Origin of the sequence: Pseudoxanthomonas sp. LjRoot125 (assembly GCF_964252705.1) — a bacterium.
Classification (GTDB): Bacteria; Pseudomonadota; Gammaproteobacteria; order Xanthomonadales; family Xanthomonadaceae; genus Pseudoxanthomonas_A.
The window spans coordinates 2,508,314-2,525,161 of record NZ_CAXUOY020000001.1 but is presented as its reverse complement, the minus strand read 5'-3'; the positions used below and the strand labels follow the sequence as shown (position 1 = coordinate 2,525,161).

Here is a 16,848-nt window from a genome sequence, read left to right as displayed (position 1 = left end):
GGCGACTCGGGGCAGGGCGTGTGATCCGATGCAATTCCTGTTCCGGAAACGCTCCCGGCGGGTCCGGCGCCCGGCTCTGGTATCCTTGCCGGCCGTTTCCGTCCCCCGTTCACGAGCACCATGATCGAGCTGAATCCCATCCGCCAGCGCATCGCCGACCTGCAGGACAGGCTGGCCTCGCTCCGGGGGTATCTTTGACTACGATGCCAAGCGCGAACGCCTGGAAGAAGTAAACCGCGAGCTGGAAAGCCCGGATATCTGGAACAACCCGGATTACGCGCAGCAGCTGGGCCGCGAGCGCTCGCTGCTCGACAAGACCGTCAACGGCATCCGCGAGATCGAGGAAGGTCTTGCCGGCGGCTCCGAGCTGCTTGAGCTGGCCGAAATGGAGAGCGACGAGGACACCGCGCAGGCCGTGGTCGCCGACGTCGAGCGCTATGCCGTGCACGTGGGCAAGCTGGAATTCCAGCGCATGTTCTCCGGCAAGATGGACAGCTCCAACGCCTTCGTCGACATCCAGGCCGGTGCCGGTGGCACCGAAGCCCAGGACTGGGCGGAAATCCTCCTGCGCATGTACCTGCGCTGGTGCGAATCGCGCGGCTGGAAGACCGAGCTGATGGAAGCCAGCGGTGGCGACGTCGCCGGCATCAAGTCGGCCACGCTGCGGGTGGAAGGCGATTTCGCCTATGGCTGGCTGAAAACCGAAACCGGCGTGCACCGCCTGGTGCGCAAGTCGCCGTTCGACTCGGACAACCGCCGCCACACCAGCTTCACCTCGGTGTTCGTGTCGCCGGAAGTCGATGACAACATCGACATCGATATCAATCCGGCCGACCTGAAGACCGACGTGTACCGTTCGTCCGGTGCCGGTGGCCAGCACGTCAACAAGACCGAGTCGGCCGTGCGCATCACCCACGTGCCGACCGGGATAGTCGTGGCCTGCCAGACCGGCCGCAGCCAGCACCAGAACCGCGACAACGCGATGAAAATGCTGGCCGCGAAGCTGTACGAGTTGGAGATCCAGAAGCGCAACGCCGAACGCGATGCCGTGGAGGCGACCAAGTCCGACATCGGCTGGGGCAGCCAGATCCGCAACTACGTGCTGGACCAGAGCCGCATCAAGGACCTGCGCACCGGTGTGGAGCGCTCGGATACCCAGAAGGTGCTCGATGGCGACCTGGACGAGTTCGTCGAGGCCAGCCTGAAATCCGGCCTGGAAGCCGGCGCCAAACGCATCGACGCCTGATCCCGCGATCCGCCCCCGGGCCGGTCGCGACCCGCCGCCGTCCCTTTCCGTCCCCCCAATCCGCAGACGCCATGACCGACCAGACTCCCGCGACACCCCTCGCCGACGAGAACAGCCTCATCGCCGAGCGTCGCGCCAAACTGACGGCCCTGCGCGGGCAGGGCATCGCGTTCCCGAACGACTTCCGTCGCAGCGACTATGCCGGCGACCTGCAGACGCAGTATGGCGATGCCGACCTGTGGACCGTCGAAGCGCTGGAAGGGGCGGGCCGGCACGTGAAGCTCGCCGGCCGCCTGATGGCCAAGCGGGTGATGGGCAAGGCCAGCTTCGTGCAGATCCAGGACGAATCCGGCCGCATCCAGCTGTTCCTGCAGTCCAACGCGCTGGGAGACACCTACGACGCCTTCAAGGGCTGGGACATCGGCGACATCGTCGGCGTCGAGGGCGGGCTGACCCGCACCCGTACCGGCGAACTGTCGGTCAAGGCAGGGGCCCTGCGCCTGCTGACCAAGTCGCTGCGGCCGTTGCCGGACAAGTGGCATGGCCTGTCGGATGTCGAGCAGCGTTACCGCCAGCGCTACGTGGACCTGATCGTCACGCCGGAAGCACGCGACGTGTTCATCAAGCGCTCGCGCATCATCCGTGCGATCCGCGAGTGGCTGGACACGCGGCGGTTCCTGGAAGTCGAGACGCCGATGATGCATTACATTCCCGGCGGTGCGGCGGCCAAGCCGTTCACCACGCACCACAACGCGCTCGATCTTGACCTGTACCTGCGCGTGGCGCCCGAGTTGTACCTGAAGCGACTGGTCGTCGGCGGGCTGGAACGCGTCTACGAGATCAACCGCAACTTCCGCAACGAAGGCGTCAGCACGCGGCACAACCCGGAATTCACGATGCTCGAGTTGTACGAGGCCTACGCCACGTACACCGAGATCATGGACCTCACCGAGGGCGTCATCCGCGATGTCGCCCACGAGGTGCTGGGCACCGGCCAGGTGACCTGGGATGGGCAGGACATCGACCTGGAGCCCGCCTTCCGCCGCTGGCGCATGGACGAAGCGGTGCGCCACCACAACCCGGAGATCAGCGCAGCCGACTGCACCGACCGCGAGGCGCTGGTGGCCCACTGCGCGCGCCTCAAGATCCATGTGAAGCCGTCCTACGGCTGGGGCAAGCTGCTGCTCGAGATCTTCGAGAAGACCGTGGAACACACCCTGGTCCAGCCGACCTTCATCACCGACCACCCGGTGGAAGTCTCGCCGCTGGCCCGCGCCAACGACGACAACCCGGGCTACACGGACCGCTTCGAGCTGTTCATCAACGGCAAGGAGCTGGCCAACGGCTTCTCCGAGCTCAACGACCCTGAAGACCAGGCCGCGCGCTTCATGGCCCAGGTCCAGGCCAAGGAAGGCGGGGACGACGAAGCCATGCACTTCGACGCCGATTACATCCGCGCCCTGGAAGTCGGCCTGCCGCCCACCGGCGGCCTGGGCATCGGCATCGACCGCCTGGTGATGCTGCTGACCGGCTCGGATTCGATCCGCGACGTCCTGCTGTTTCCCTACATGCGGCCCGAAAGCCAGGGTTGACGGCAGGCCCGGTGCGTCAAGATAGTGACGCACCGGGGCAGTATCGGCTCCGGCCGGTGTGACGCGGCAGGTCCAACCCCGGCAGCAGGACCCCTGCCGGACCACCGCCCCCGCAGTGTGTCGCCCGTCACGGATGGACGGAACGGCCTCATTCCGTGACGGAGGTCCCGTTGTTCCAGCCCAAGATGCCCTGGCCCCGGCTGGCACGCTTCCTGCGTGGATTCACACGCAGGGCGGTTAATTTCAGGCCGTCCGCGCCGATAGAGATCGGGGGAGGGGGCCCCGCGATTCGCATCGGTTCCCTTCGTGGATCTCGGACCCCTGTGGGGTCTGCGTCGTCGAACAGGACTGCCGACATGTTAGATGCGAGCGTTGCCACCGCCGGAGTATCCTTGCCCGACAGCCACTTGATGTGGCCCCAAGGGGTGGGTAACGCTTTGAATATCGTCATCGTCGACGATCAGACGTCTGCGCGCACGATGCTGCGCCATGTCATCGAGGACATCGCGTCCGAGTTGGCCGTCCACGATTTCGGCGACCCCTTGGCCGCGCTGGAGTGGTGCGAGAAGAACCGTACCGACCTGCTGCTGCTCGATTACCGCATGCCGGGCATGGACGGGCTGGAATTCGCCCGCCGCTTCCGCCGGCTGCCGATGCATCGCGACATCGCGATCATCCTGATCACCGTGGTGGGCGACGAGCCTATCCGCCAGGCCGCCCTCGAAGCGGGCGTCATCGACTTCTTGGTCAAGCCTGTCCGTCCGCGCGAACTGCGTGCCCGTTGCCGCAATCTGCTGCAGCTCCGCCAGCAGTCCGAGAACGTCAAGCAGCGTGCGCTTTCGCTGGAGCAGCGCCTGCTGTCAAGCATGCACGAGGTCGAAGAGCGCGAGCGCGAGACGCTGTCGCGCCTGGCGCGTGCGATCGAGTACCGCGACAGCGGCACCAGTGCCTACCTCGAGCGCATGGCGCATGTGGCCGGCCTGATCGCCGAACAGCTCGGCTTGCCGGAAGACGAGGTACGCGCCATCGAGATGGCGGCCCCGCTGCACGACATGGGCAAGATCGCCATTCCGGATTCGGTACTGATGAAGGCGGGCCCGCTGACCGAGGACGAGACCGAGGTCATGCGCCGGCACCCGAAGATCGGCCACCAGTTGCTCTCCGGCAGCCAGAACCGCTTCATCCAGGCAGGCGCCATCATCGCCTTGCGCCACCACGAGCGTTACGACGGCAGCGGCTACCCCGATGGCCTCGTCGGCGACGAGATCCCGTTGGAAGCAAGGATAGTGGCGGTTGCGGACGTGTTCGATGCGCTGATTTCGCCGCGCCCGTACAAGAAGGCCTGGGAGAAGGACGCCGCCTTGGCTTACCTGTACGCCCAGCGTGGCCGCCTGTTCGACCCCGCATGTGTCGACGCGTTGATCCGCGGGCGGACGCGTTTGGACGACATCTGCGAACGCTACTCGACGGTGCAGAGCCGTCCAGGGATGGAGTGAGCCATGTCCAACGTCTTCTCCTGGGTACGATCCCGGCTGGCACACCGCGGCGACAGCGAGCACGGCCAGGCGCTGATCCGCGTTGCGCTGATCTCCATCATCCTGACCTATGCGCTGCTGCCCTCGTCGCGCGCGGCCCTGCCGGCCGATGAATACACCATCGTCCTGACCATCATCACGTCCGGGCTGGTCAATGGCCTGGGCATCTTCGCGTGGCTGCTGGTCCAGCCGGGTAAGTCCCACGCCCGTCGCGCGCTGGGCATGATCGCCGACTACGGCCTGCTGGCCGCAGCGATGAACGGCATGGGCGAGCCGCTGTCGTGGGCGTACGTCGTGCTGATGTGGATCACCGTGGGCAACGGCTTGCGTTACGGCAACCGCTATCTGGTGGTTGCGGTCACCATGGCCAGCACCGCGTTCGCCGCGGTGGTGTGGATGAACGATTACTGGCGCGCGAACGCGACACTGGGCATCGGCCTGGTGCTCGGCCTGATCGCCGTGCCGATGTACCTTTCGGGCCTGTTGCGCGACCTGACCCGCGCCACGGACGAAGCGCGCCGCGCGAACGAAGCCAAGAGCCGCTTCCTCGCCAACATGAGCCATGAGTTCCGCACGCCGCTCAACGGTCTGGCGGGCATGTCCGAGTTGTTGGCCACCACGCGCCTGGATACCGAGCAGCGCGAATGCCTGTCGACGATCCAGGCCTCCACCCGGACCCTGCTGGGCCTGGTCGAGGACGTGCTGGACATCTCCGCGATCGAGGCGGGCAAGGTCAAACTCAACGTCGTCGAGTTCTCGCCGCGCGAACTGGTCGAGAGCATCGGCCTGATCCTGATGCCGCAGGCCCGCGGCAAACAAGTGCGCTATGAAGGCCAGGTCGACGACGCCATCCCGGCCAAGCTGCGCGGCGATGCCGGTCATCTGCGCCAGGTCCTGTTGAACCTGGCGGGCAATGCGGTCAAGTTCACCGACGAAGGCGAAGTGCGCCTGACCGTGGCACCGACCCTGGTCGATGGCCAGCACGTGCGCCTGCGCTTCACCGTGACCGATACCGGCATCGGCGTACCAGTCGCTCTGCGCGAGCGCCTGTTCGAAGCGTTCGAGCAAGCCGACGTCAGCCTGTCGCGCCGCTATGGCGGCACCGGCCTCGGCACCACGATCGCGAAGGGCCTCACCGAAGCGATGGGCGGCACGATCGGCTTCGAGAGCAACGAACAGCGTGGCAGCTGCTTCTGGGTGGAACTGCCGTTCGATGCAGTTCCGGACCGGGTCATCGTGCCTGCCGTGCAGGGGCATGCGGAGTGGCTGCAGGAAGAGCCGGACGCGAACAGCGCCGAAAACATCATCGCGTTCTCGGATCCGTTCCTGCGCCATCGCGCCCGCGTGCGCAGCATGCAGATCCTGGTCGCCGACGACCATGAGGCGAACCGCATGGTCGTGCAGCGCCTGCTGCAGAAGGCCGGCCACCGCATCACGTGCGTGAATGGTGGCGAGGAAGTGCTCGACGCGCTGGAATCCGCGTCCTACGACGCTGTGATCTGCGACTTGCACATGCCGGGACTGAGCGGTCTCGATCTGCTGAAGCAATTGCGCGTGATGGAGGCCGGCAGCGGCAGCCGCACACCGGTGCTGATCCTGAGCGCCGACGTCACGCCGGAGTCCATCCAGCGTTGCGAACAGGCGGGCGCGCGCGCTTTCCTTGCGAAGCCGGTGGTCGCTTCGCGACTGTTGGATGCACTGGCCGACATCGCCACGTCCGGCCGCGTCGCCGCAACGGCCACGGTCGTACCGACGCGAGCGGAAGTCTCCGATGGCGTGCTGGACGTCAGCGTGCTGGACGAACTCACCGCGCTCGGGATGGGCGATGCGTTCGAACGCGAGTTCATCGAGCAGTGCCTCAATGACGCGGATGGTTGTATCGGCGCGATGGCCCATGCGATGGAGCGGGGCGATGGCGAACACCTGCGAGAACATGCGCACGCGCTGAAGGGTGTGGCCAGCAACCTCGGCTTGGTGAAGCTCGCCGCTGCGGCGGGCGAGATGATGCGCCTGGCAGACTGGCAAATCACGCGCGAATGGCGTCACCGCCTGGCCGCGTTGAATTCGCACCTGAGCCATGGCCGGGCTGCGTTGGAAGCACGCCAGCGGTTGCGTGGCGCGATCGAGAAAGGCGGCGAGGGTTCTTCGTCCTGATCCCGGTCGGACACTCGGATGCCGCGTTGCGCGGATGATCCGGACGGGATGGCGGCGGCAGGCCCGCCCGATGGGCGGGTCCCAGGCGAGTACGATGATCCGGACTCGCCCTTGAAGCGCGATCAGCGCTTCAACCCCCTGATTTCCCCTGTATTCCCTGTGCGTTACTGCGACAGCGGACTACTGCAGGTACGTCAAGCTGCGCGGGTCGAACGCTTTTCCTGCGCGCGCACGATGCGTTCCATCATCTTCAGCGACTTGTCGCCGAGCGTCAGCGCCGTGTCGACCCACACCTCGGTGATACCCATCAGTTCGTCGTAGCCGACCGGCTGGGCAAGGTTGCGGCAGGCGTTCAGCGCCAGGTGCGCGTGCGGCGAACGACGCTGCTTGTCGATGATCGTCTGCACGGCGGCGGCACCCTGGCCCTTCGGCACCAGCACGTCGACAACGCCCATCTTGTACAGCTCGTCGCTGGTGTAGATGTTGCCTTCCAGGATGATCTTCTCGGCCACCTGCGGCGAGACGCGCTTGCACAGGAACGAGTAGGCGCCCATGCCCGGGAACAGGCCGAACAACACCTCCGGCAAACCCATGTCGACGCCTTCCTCGGCCACGATGGTGTGGCACGACAGCGCGATCTCGAGGCCGCCACCCAGCGCGTCGCCCTGGATCAGCGCGATGGTGCGCACGTCGCCGCCGAGGCCGGTGTTGAGGTGGTGGACGCCATCGATGCAACGACGCGCATAGCTGAGCAGTCGGTCCCGGTTGTTCTCGCGGATCAGCTGCGAGAAAAGTTCCAGGTCGCCGCCGAGGTTGAACGCCGTGGCGTCGGACGCGACGACGAGATGACGCAGCTTGCCGGGCTGGCGCTGCGATTCGCGCAGGGTGATCGAGTTCATGAAGCTCAGCACGTCGTCGAGCATCTGGCTGCGGAAGCACGGACGGACGCCGGGCGCGACGTCGGAGTGCATGTACATCCAGTGGGCGTCACCGCTGGGTTCGGACTCGACACGGATGGTCGGGAAGGAACGGGTGCGCTGCAGTTTTTCGACGTTGTTCATGGAGAGCTCCTTGGAGGGGTTTTGCCCGCGCGGCAGGGGATGCGGGTGAGGCGGATTTGTGTGACGCAGGTGGCATCACGCGCCGATCCTACACCTGAACGAATAATTAAAATCCAGTGCACGCGCGCGCTTGCAGCAAGGAAACCTTGTCCGGGCCCGACCAGCCTCCATATTTGTGACGGACGTCAAAAAAAAGACCCTAAAGTCCTGAACAGAAAAGAAAAAGGCCGGCGATAAGCCGGCCTTTTCTCAAACATGAACAGGGCTGTTAGCTGCTCTTGGGTGGGTCCCGAAGTTCCTTGCGCAGGATCTTGCCGACGTTGGTCTTCGGCAACTCCGTGCGGAACTCGATCTGGCGTGGCTGCTTGTAACCGGTCAGGTTGTCGCGACAGTACGCCTTCACTTGATCGGCGGTGAGTGCGGGATCCTTCTTCACGATGAACACCTTCACCGCTTCGCCCGATTTCTCGTCGGGAACACCGATCGCCGCGACTTCGAGCACGCCGTCCATGCCGGCGATGACGTCTTCCACTTCGTTCGGATACACGTTGAAGCCGGAGACCAGAATCATGTCCTTCTTGCGATCGACGATATAGAAGAAGCCGCTCTCATCCATCTTCGCCATGTCGCCAGTGTGCAGCCAGCCGTCGGCGTCGATGACGTTCGCTGTTTCCTCGGGGCGCTGCCAGTAGCCCTTCATCACCTGCGGGCCCTTGATGCAGAGCTCACCGACTTCGCCGGTGGGCAGCATGTTTCCGTCGTCGTCTTTCACACAGGCGTCGGTCGACGGCACGGGCAGGCCGATCGCGCCGTTGTAGTCCTGCAGGTTCATCGGGTTGATGCAGGCGGCAGGCGAGGTTTCGGTCAGGCCGTAGGCTTCGACCAGCGTCACCCCGGTGACCTTCTTCCATTTCTCGGCCACGGCGCGCTGCACGGCCATGCCGCCACCCAGCGTCATCTTGAGGTTCGAGAAATCGACTTCGTCGAAACCGGGCGTGTTCAACAGACCATTGAACAGCGTGTTGACGCCGGTGATCGCGGTGAAGCGCGTGGCTTTAAGCTCCTTCACGAAACCTGGCATGTCGCGCGGATTGGTGATGAGGTGATTGAGGCCGCCGAGCTTCATGAAGACCAGGCAATTCGCGGTCAACGCGAAGATGTGGTACAGCGGCAGCGCGGTGATGATGACCTCGTTGCCGTAGTCCAGTCCGGTGCCGACCCATACGCCAGCCTGCTGCATGTTCGCTACCAGGTTGCGGTGCGTCAGCATGGCGCCCTTCGCTACGCCGGTGGTGCCGCCGGTGTACTGCAGGAAGGCGATGTCGCCGGAGTCGATGTCGACCTCGGGCAGCGTATGCATCTGCCCCAGCGTCAGCGTGTCCTTGAAGCGCACGGTGCCGGGGATGTCGTAGTCCGGGACCATCTTCTTGACGTACTTCAGGACGAAGTTGACGATGGCGCCCTTCGGGAAGCCCACCAGGTCGCCGAGCGCCGTGGTGATCACCTGTTTCACCTGCGTGCCGGCGAGTGCTTCCTGCGCGGTCTTGCCGAAATTGTCGACGACCAGCAGCACGCTGGCGCCCGAATCCGTCAGCTGGTGCTTCAGTTCGCGCGGGGTGTACATCGGGTTGACGTTCACCACCGTCAGCCCGGCGCGCAGCACGCCGAAAATCGCAATGGGGTACTGCAGGCAGTTCGGCATCATGATGGCGACGCGGTCGCCTTTCTTGAGCTTGAGCTCCCCCAGCAGATACGCCGCGAACTGCCGGCTGAGCTTGTCGATCTCGCCGTAGGTCAGGGTCTTGCCGAAGTTGCGGAACGCGGGGCGGTCGCGGTACTTGCTGATCGCTTCATCGAACACGGACACGATGGAGCGGTACTGCTCCAGGTCAACCGCATGCGGTACGCCTTGCGGGTAACTCTTGAACCACGGACGTTCCTGACTCATCGTTCTGCTCCCTCCCCAGGGTCTTCGGGCTGCCACGCGGCATGCTTATGGGCGAGCGCCGACAGGGGCGCCTGTCGGGAGCATACCGTTCCGGATGGAAAAGGCGAAGGTTTCGATGGCGAAGACGGCTATGAACTATGTTGCTGTGGTGCTGGTGCTGCTCGCCGGCGTGGCGGGCTGCAGCTCGGAGACACCAGAAGCGCAGCTGAGGCAGCGCTTCGATGCGATGCAGCAGGCGGTCGAGGAAAAACGGGTGAACGACTTCATGGACGGGGTCAGTGAGGAATTCGTCGGATCGGGCGGCATGGACCGTGCTGCGCTGCACAACCTGATCCGGGCCCGTACGTTCGCCAATGCCAGGGTCGGTGCCACGGTGGGGCCGCTGGAGGTGCGCGTAGACGGCGATAACGCGACAGCCTCATTCCATGTACTGCTGACGGGCAGTAGTGGTCGGCTCCTGCCGGAGCAGGCGCGCACCTACGACGTCACGACCGCCTGGCGCCGGGAGGAGGGCGAATGGCGCATCTACCATGCCCAATGGGACGCACCGCGCTGAACGCTATTTCGCGAGCGTGACCTTGCCCGCGCTCCAGCGGTACCTCAGCGTCTTGGGTACGGTCGGGCAGCAGCGGGCGTCGTTGGGACCAGGCCACTTCGTTTTCAGTTCGATGACGCCGTTGCGGACCACCATGCCCTCCACGCTGCCCAGCGGCTCTGCGGCTTCGCCGGCCGGTGCGTAGTGCTGTCCTTTTCGCGAGAGCGCGGTGACACCGTGGTGCCAGTAGGTCGGTCCCAGCATGGTCCACAGCACCACGACCTCGGCTTGGCCGTCGCCGTCGAGATCGGCGACAGCGACGTCCCCGGCCTCATACGCTTCTTGCGGACTGGCCGTCGCCTGCTTGGTGGCAAGGAACTGTTCGGCGATGCGTCGTGCCTGGTCTGCATCGGGCGTGGCCGCACCCGCTGACAGGCTGACGGAAAGCGCGATGAGCGGCAGCATCTGAAGGATCGGCTTTGCCATGACGGATTCCCCACGGCCTTCGGTGAAGGCCTGCATGTTGGGAAACGCAGACGGGATGGACGACCGGCAACATGACGTGGGGCATGTCCCGCCGATGGTCTGGCTTGCCACCATCGGAGCCAGGCTGGATGATCCGGATATCCAATCGGGGAAACCGCTTATGTCGATTCGCTGGAAATTCCTGGCGTGCCTGTGGCTGGCCGCCGGAAACGCCTTCGCTCAGGATGCCCTGCCGTACCAGACACCACCTGCAGAGATCCTGCAACTGGCCGATGTGCAGCGCCCCCCCACCGTAGTGACGGACAGTCGCAAGCAGCATTTGGTGCTGTTCTACCGCGACAACTTCAAATCGCTGGCAGAACTGTCCGATGAGGAGCTCCGTCTCGGCGGCCTGCGCGTGAACCCGCGCACCAACATCGCCAGTACCACCACGTATTTCACCAACCTGCAGGTGCAGAGCCTGCAGGGAGGCACTGCGCGACAGGTGGCAGGTTTGCCTGCGACCCCTCGCCTGGCGAACTTCGCCTGGTCCCCCGACGAGCGCTGGCTAGCGTTCACCCACACCACGCGGACAGGCGTGGAGGCCTGGGTACTGGAACTGGCGACAGGGAAGGCGATGCGGCTGACCGAAGCCCGCGTCAACGGCAACGCGGGAAATCCGCTGACGTGGTTCCGCGACAACCAGGCGTTGCTGGTTCGCATGTTGCCCGCGCAGCGTCCGGCGCTGCTCGATACCACACGCGCCGTCCCGACCGGACCGACCGTATCGGTGAGTGACGGCAGCAAGGCACAGAACCGCACCTACCAGGACCTGCTGAAGAACCCCTCGGACGAAAGCAATTTCGCCGTGCTCACTACCTCCGAACTGCACCGCGTGCCGTTGAAGGGGCGCGCCACGCTCTGGCGCGCGGCGGACATGTACACCGGGGAATCGTTCTCGCCGGACGGCCGCTATGTCTTGCTGCACACGCTGAAGAAGCCGTTCTCCTACCTGGTGCCGTATGGCCGCTTCCCGTACCGCGCGGAAGTGGTGGAAACCACGGGCAAGCCCGCGGTGACCGTCGTCGATGCCCCCTTGGCGGAAAACCTGCCGAAGGGTTTCATGGCGGTGCGCGCGGGACGTCGCGATGTCGAATGGCGCGCCGACCAGCCCGCGACGCTGGTCTGGGCCGAAGCGCTCGACAAGGGCGACCCGGCGAATGAAGTGCCGTTCCGCGACGAAGCCTTCGCCTGGCAGGCGCCGTTCTCCGGCGCGCCGCAATCGCTCTTCAAGACCGTCGACCGCATGCAGGGCATCCTGTGGGGCGACGACACGCATGCGATCGTCACCGACTACTGGTGGAACACGCGCCACACACGGACCTACGTGCTGGATCCGTCGAAGCCGGGTGCGCCGCTGCGCGAACTTGTGAGCCGCAGCTACCAGGATCAGTACAGCGATCCGGGCCAGTTCGAGACGCGGAAGAATGCGTCCGGCGAGACCGTGCTCGCGCTGGATGACGGGCAGGCCCATCTGATCGGCGAAGGCTTCACGCCCGAAGGGCAGTTCCCCTTCATCGACAGGATGGAGTTGGCCACTGGCAAGAAGGAGCGCCTGTACACGTCGCGGCTGGAAGGCCAGAAGGAGAGCATCCAGGCGTTGCTGGACCCGGAGCAGGGCACGGTACTGGTACGCATCGAATCGCCGACCGAGTTCCCGAACTACTACGTGCGTCACCTGAAGCAGCGGATCGCCCCGGTCCCGGTGACGCGTTTCGAGAATCCGTTCAAGGCCCTCCAGGGCGTATACAAGGAAGTCCTGACCTACAAGCGCGCCGACGGGCTGCCGCTCACCGGCACTCTCTACCTGCCGGCAGGCTACGACCGCACCACCAAGCGCGAGAAGCTGCCGTTGGTGATGTGGGCCTATCCCACCGAGTACAAGGACCGCGACAGCGCGGGCCAGAACACGACCAATCCGAACGAGTTCATCTTCCCGAGCTACGGCTCGCCCGTGTACTGGGTCGCGCGCGGTTATGCCGTGCTCGACGATGCCGCGTTCCCGATCGTGGGCGAGGGCAAGGACGAACCGAACGACACGTTCATCAAGCAATTGGTGGCCAACGCAAAGGCAGCGATCGACGCCGTCGACGGACTCGGCTACATCGATCGCGCGCGCGTGGCCGTGGGTGGCCATTCGTACGGCGCGTTCATGACTGCCAACCTGCTGACGCACTCGGATCTGTTCGCCGCGGGCATCGCGCGCAGCGGCGCGTACAACCGCACGCTGACGCCGTTCGGCTTCCAGCAGGAGGAGCGCAACTACTGGGAAGCGCCCGGCGTCTACAACGACATGTCGCCCTTCATGCACGTGGAGAAGATGAAGACGCCGCTGCTGCTGGTGCATGGCGAGGCCGACAACAACTCCGGCACGTTCACCATGCAAAGCGAGCGTTACTTCAATGCCTTGAAGGGGTTCGGCGCGCCGACGCGGCTGGTCTTGCTGCCGAAGGAGAGCCATGGCTACGCGGCGAAGGAATCGGTCCTGCACCTGCTGTGGGAACAGGACCAGTGGCTGGAGCGTTACGTGAAGAACAAGGGACAGGCGGCGGGCGCAGCACCGGCCGCGGCTCGCTGAAACACGGCTGCATGCAAGAAAAAGGCCGCCTCAGGGCGGCCTTTTTCTTTCTTCGCTACGCAGGGTTTACCCGGCCTTGCGCGCCGCCAGCTGACGCAGCACGTAGTGCAGCAGGCCACCATGACGGAAGTACTCCACTTCCTTCGGCGTCAGCAGCAGGACCTTGGCCTGGAACTCGACCGCCTGGCCGTCCGCCTTGCGCGCGGTGACCGTTGCGGTTTTCGCCGCCCCGTCCTGCAGGCCGGTGACATCGAACGTTTCCGAACCGTCCAGACCCAGCGACTGCGCATTCTGTCCATCGACGAACTGCAGCGGCAGCACGCCCATGCCGACCAGGTTGGAACGATGGATGCGTTCGAAGCTCTCTGCGATCACCGCCTTCACGCCCAGCAGGTTGGTGCCCTTGGCCGCCCAGTCGCGCGAGGAGCCGGTGCCGTATTCCTTGCCCGCGATGACGACCAGCGGCACACCGTCGGCCTGATACTTCATCGACGCGTCGTAGATGGACATCTTCTCCGGCGGGGCGCTGCCGAAATACAACGTGTTGCCGCCTTCCTCGCCCCCGAACATCAGGTTCTTGATGCGGATGTTGGCGAAGGTGCCGCGCACCATGACGTCATCGTTGCCGCGGCGACTGCCGTAGCTGTTGAAGTCGACCGGCTGTACGCCGCGCGAGATCAGGAAGCGGCCCGCAGGCGAGTCCTTCTTGATGTTGCCGGCGGGCGAAATATGGTCGGTGGTGATCGAGTCGCCGAACAGGCCGAGCACGCGCGCGCCATGGACGTCGTCGATGCTGCCGATCGCCATCGACATGCCGTCGAAGTAGGGCGGGTTCTTGATGTAGGTGGAATCGCCATCCCAGGCGTACAGGTCGCCGTCGGGTGAAGCGATGGTGTTCCAGCGCGTATCGCCCTTGAATACGTCGGCGTAGTTCTTGGCGAACATGTCCGGCCCGATCGTCGCGGCGATGAAGTCGCCGATCTCCTTGTTGCTGGGCCAGATGTCTTTCAGGAAAACCGGTTGGCCGTCGCTACCGGTGCCCAACGGATCGGCGCTCAGGTCGATATCCGTCGTGCCCGCGATGGCATAGGCCACCACGAGAGGTGGGCTGGCCAGATAGTTCATCTTCACTTCGGGATGCACGCGACCCTCGAAGTTGCGGTTGCCCGACAACACCGAGGTCACCACCAGGTCGCCGGTGGCGATGCCTGCGCTGACTTCGGTCGGCAGCGGGCCGGAATTGCCGATGCAGGTGGTGCAGCCGTAGCCGACGACGTAGAAGCCGAGCTTCTCCAGATCGTCCAGCACCCCGGCCTTCTCGAGGTAGTCCGTCACCACGCGCGAGCCCGGGCCGAGCGAGGTCTTCACCCAGGGCTTCCGGGTGAGGCCCTTGGCGGCGGCGTTACGGGCCAGCAGGCCGGCACCGAGCATCACCGCGGGATTGGAGGTGTTGGTGCACGAGGTGATCGCGGCGATGACGACCGCACCGTCCTTCAGGCGCACCTTCTGCCCTTCGGTTTCGATATCGGCGTAGCCGCGGCTCAGTGCATCGTTGCCGACCGCGGAGCCGCCTCCCTCGGAAACGAAATCCGCCACTTCCGGGCTGCGCTTGTCGCGCGCGTCGGCGAACGGCTTGAGATTGTCGCGGAAGTTCTGCTTCACATCCTGCAGCAGCACGCGGTCCTGCGGTCGCTTGGGACCGGCGAGCGAGGGCTTCACATCGCCCATGTCCAGGTGCAGCGTGGCGCTGTATTCGGCATGCGGGCTGTCCGGCGTGTGCCACAGGCCCTGTGCCTTGGCGTAAGCCTCGACCAGCGCGATCTGTTCTTCGCTACGACCGGACAGGCGCAGGTAGTTCAACGATTCGTGATCGATCGGGAAAATGCCGCAGGTAGCGCCATACTCGGGCGCCATGTTGCCGATGGTGGCGCGGTCGGCGAGCGGCAGGTGCTGCAGGCCGTCGCCGTAGAACTCGACGAACTTGCCCACCACGCCCAGCTTGCGCAGCATCTGGGTGACGGTCAGCACCAGGTCGGTGGCGGTCGCGCCTTCCGGCAGCTTGCCGGTCAGCTTGAAGCCCACGACCTGCGGAATCAGCATCGATGACGGTTGGCCCAGCATCGCGGCCTCGGCCTCGATGCCGCCCACGCCCCAGCCCAGCACGCCGATGCCGTTGATCATCGTGGTGTGGCTGTCGGTGCCGAAGACGGTGTCGGGATAGGCGATGGCCTGGCCGTCCTTCTCGCCGGTCATCACCACGCGGGCGAGGTTTTCCAGGTTCACCTGGTGGACGATGCCGGTGTTCGGCGGCACCACTTTGAAGTTGTCGAACGCCTTCTGGCCCCAGCGCAGGAAACCGTAGCGCTCCTTGTTGCGGTCGAACTCGATCCTGCCGTTGAGGTCCAGCGCATCGGCGCTGCCGAACACGTCCACCTGCACGGAATGGTCGATGACCAGCTCGGAGGGGATCAGCGGATTGATCTGGTCCGGACTGCCACCGAGTTTCACTACGGCATCGCGCATGGCGGCCAGGTCGACGACGCAGGGCACGCCGGTGAAATCCTGCAGCACCACGCGCGCGGGCATGAAGGCGATTTCGGTGTCCGGCTCCTTGGCGGCCTCCCAGGCCGCGACGGCCTGGACATGCTCCGGCAGCACGGTGACCCCGTCCTCGCAGCGCAGCAGGTTCTCGAGCAGGATCTTCAGGGAATAGGGCAGGCGGGCGAAGCCGCCAGTGGGGTCCAGCCGTTCAGCCAGCGCAGGGAGGCTGTAGTAGGCGTAGGACGTGCCGTTAACGTCCAGGGAACGGCGGGTGGCGAAGGAATCACTCATCGCGGAGGCTCCTGTAGCTGGGGGAGGGGCGCAGGAGCAGCATAAGCCGCGGATCCTGGGCGTCTTGTCGATGCTTGCCCGGATTATCCGCCAAGACTGAGACAGCCGTGAGCCGACCAAAGCCTCAGGCGGACGGGGCGGAGGTGGGGCAGGTGGGCAGGCTCCTGTTTGGGGTATGCCTAAGGAAGTATGTATAATTCTTCCATACTCAAGAGGGCCCGCTGATGGAAGCCACGGTTGCAGAACGCGGCCAGATCACCCTGCCGAAGGCGGTGCGGGATGCCCTGGGCCTCACGAAAGGCAGCGTGCTGAAGGTCGAACTGGAAGGTAGCCGCATCGTGTTGCGGAAGAGTGTCGACGACGCGATCTCGCGCGTGCGCGGCAAGTTCGCCCTGGATGCGGCGCCCGCCGCGGATACGCCCGCCGAATGATCGCCGTCGATGCGCCCGTCCTGATCGAGTTGCTGACCGACGGCCCGCGCGCGGATGCCGTCGAAGCGGGCCTGCGCCAGAGCCTGGGCAGCGGCCGCGTGGTGGTCTGCGATGCTGCGCTGGCCCAGTTGTGCGCCTCGTTGCGCAATGGCGCCGACGCACTGGCGGCGGTCGAGGAGATGGGCGTGCACTTCCATGCCGTGGAAGCCAAGTCCGCGCTCCGTGCCGGCGAGATGCAGCGTCGCCACCGCCAGCGCTCCGGCGAGGCGAGGCCCATCGCCGATTTCCTGGTCGGTGCGCACGCGCTGCTGCAGTGCGATGGCCTGATCACCTTCGACACCGCTTTCCACCGCGACTATTTCAAGGGCCTGAAACTGATCGTGCCCGCGAACGAATAAGCCGTACCCGCTT

General features: G+C 65.1%; 12 protein-coding genes. 8 read left to right on the top strand and 4 right to left on the bottom strand.

The features are described from left to right. The first annotated feature begins 120 nt into the window (after nucleotides 1–120). From prfB to ACSION_RS11585, 4 genes are all read left to right on the top strand, one after another. Nucleotides 121–1,246, top strand: a protein-coding gene (prfB, locus tag ACSION_RS11600; RefSeq protein ID WP_435305995.1) for a peptide chain release factor 2 whose coding sequence is annotated in 2 segments (ribosomal slippage) — nucleotides 121–195 and nucleotides 197–1,246 — 1,125 coding nt in all. Because the reading frame shifts where the segments join, the coding sequence is not laid out codon by codon here. A 71-nt stretch (nucleotides 1,247–1,317) separates the two neighbouring features. Beyond that, entirely contained in the window at nucleotides 1,318–2,838 is a 1,521-nt protein-coding gene (gene lysS, locus ACSION_RS11595) for a lysine--tRNA ligase (RefSeq protein WP_435305994.1), read from the top strand. Between the two features lie 356 nt (nucleotides 2,839–3,194). Next, a complete protein-coding gene (locus ACSION_RS11590; protein ID WP_093486055.1) occupies nucleotides 3,195–4,334 on the top strand; it encodes a response regulator in 1,140 nt (379 codons plus the stop codon). 3 nt (nucleotides 4,335–4,337) lie between these two features. Next, nucleotides 4,338–6,527, top strand: coding sequence for an ATP-binding protein (locus ACSION_RS11585; protein ID WP_435305993.1), 2,190 nt, complete (start codon nucleotides 4,338–4,340; stop codon nucleotides 6,525–6,527). A gap of 194 nt (nucleotides 6,528–6,721) precedes the next feature. Here the strand turns inward: ACSION_RS11585 and ACSION_RS11580 are convergent, their stop codons facing one another. Both ACSION_RS11580 and ACSION_RS11575 read right to left on the bottom strand, forming a co-directional pair. After that, a complete protein-coding gene (locus ACSION_RS11580; protein ID WP_093486051.1) occupies nucleotides 6,722–7,588 on the bottom strand; it encodes a crotonase/enoyl-CoA hydratase family protein in 867 nt (288 codons plus the stop codon). Nucleotides 7,589–7,856: 268 nt separating this feature from the next. Beyond that, complete coding sequence (locus tag ACSION_RS11575; protein ID WP_435305992.1) at nucleotides 7,857–9,536, bottom strand: long-chain fatty acid--CoA ligase; 1,680 nt, start codon at nucleotides 9,534–9,536, stop codon at nucleotides 7,857–7,859. Nucleotides 9,537–9,630: 94 nt separating this feature from the next. On the opposite strand from ACSION_RS11575, the gene ACSION_RS11570 reads away from it, so the two are divergent. Then, entirely contained in the window at nucleotides 9,631–10,092 is a 462-nt protein-coding gene (locus ACSION_RS11570; protein ID WP_435305991.1) for a nuclear transport factor 2 family protein, read from the top strand. 3 nt (nucleotides 10,093–10,095) lie between these two features. On the opposite strand, the gene ACSION_RS11565 is transcribed toward ACSION_RS11570, so the two are convergent. After that, nucleotides 10,096–10,593, bottom strand: a complete 498-nt coding sequence (locus ACSION_RS11565) for a hypothetical protein (RefSeq protein ID WP_435305990.1) — start codon at nucleotides 10,591–10,593, stop codon at nucleotides 10,096–10,098. 124 nt (nucleotides 10,594–10,717) lie between these two features. Between ACSION_RS11565 and ACSION_RS11560 the strand changes: the two genes are divergently transcribed. Beyond that, nucleotides 10,718–13,174 (top strand): S9 family peptidase, encoded by a 2,457-nt coding sequence (locus ACSION_RS11560; RefSeq protein ID WP_435305989.1) that lies wholly within the window; start codon nucleotides 10,718–10,720, stop codon nucleotides 13,172–13,174. Between the two features lie 66 nt (nucleotides 13,175–13,240). On the opposite strand, the gene acnA is transcribed toward ACSION_RS11560, so the two are convergent. Beyond that, nucleotides 13,241–16,006: an aconitate hydratase AcnA gene (acnA, locus tag ACSION_RS11555; RefSeq protein ID WP_435305988.1), complete on the bottom strand. Its 2,766-nt coding sequence runs from the start codon at nucleotides 16,004–16,006 to the stop codon at nucleotides 13,241–13,243. A 224-nt stretch (nucleotides 16,007–16,230) separates the two neighbouring features. Here acnA and ACSION_RS11550 point away from each other — a divergent pair, with 224 nt between their 5' ends. Together ACSION_RS11550 and ACSION_RS11545 are read left to right on the top strand one after the other, a co-directional pair. Next, a complete protein-coding gene (locus ACSION_RS11550) occupies nucleotides 16,231–16,437 on the top strand; it encodes an AbrB/MazE/SpoVT family DNA-binding domain-containing protein (RefSeq protein WP_435305987.1) in 207 nt (68 codons plus the stop codon). Next, on the top strand, nucleotides 16,434–16,835 hold the full coding sequence (locus ACSION_RS11545; RefSeq protein ID WP_435305986.1) for a type II toxin-antitoxin system VapC family toxin: 402 nt from the start codon (nucleotides 16,434–16,436) through the stop codon (nucleotides 16,833–16,835). Before ACSION_RS11550 ends, ACSION_RS11545 begins: the two co-directional genes overlap by 4 nt. Nucleotides 16,836–16,848: the final 13 nt, after the last annotated feature.

Coding starts and splice junctions, on each gene's coding strand:
- lysS (WP_435305994.1), top strand. CDS start 1,318: ATGACCGACCAGACTCCCGCGACACCCCTCGCCGACGAGAACAGCCTC.
- ACSION_RS11590 (WP_093486055.1), top strand. CDS start 3,195: ATGTTAGATGCGAGCGTTGCCACCGCCGGAGTATCCTTGCCCGACAGC.
- ACSION_RS11585 (WP_435305993.1), top strand. CDS start 4,338: ATGTCCAACGTCTTCTCCTGGGTACGATCCCGGCTGGCACACCGCGGC.
- ACSION_RS11580 (WP_093486051.1), bottom strand. CDS start 7,588: ATGAACAACGTCGAAAAACTGCAGCGCACCCGTTCCTTCCCGACCATC.
- ACSION_RS11575 (WP_435305992.1), bottom strand. CDS start 9,536: ATGAGTCAGGAACGTCCGTGGTTCAAGAGTTACCCGCAAGGCGTACCG.
- ACSION_RS11570 (WP_435305991.1), top strand. CDS start 9,631: ATGGAAAAGGCGAAGGTTTCGATGGCGAAGACGGCTATGAACTATGTT.
- ACSION_RS11565 (WP_435305990.1), bottom strand. CDS start 10,593: ATGCAGGCCTTCACCGAAGGCCGTGGGGAATCCGTCATGGCAAAGCCG.
- ACSION_RS11560 (WP_435305989.1), top strand. CDS start 10,718: ATGTCGATTCGCTGGAAATTCCTGGCGTGCCTGTGGCTGGCCGCCGGA.
- acnA (WP_435305988.1), bottom strand. CDS start 16,006: ATGAGTGATTCCTTCGCCACCCGCCGTTCCCTGGACGTTAACGGCACG.
- ACSION_RS11550 (WP_435305987.1), top strand. CDS start 16,231: ATGGAAGCCACGGTTGCAGAACGCGGCCAGATCACCCTGCCGAAGGCG.
- ACSION_RS11545 (WP_435305986.1), top strand. CDS start 16,434: ATGATCGCCGTCGATGCGCCCGTCCTGATCGAGTTGCTGACCGACGGC.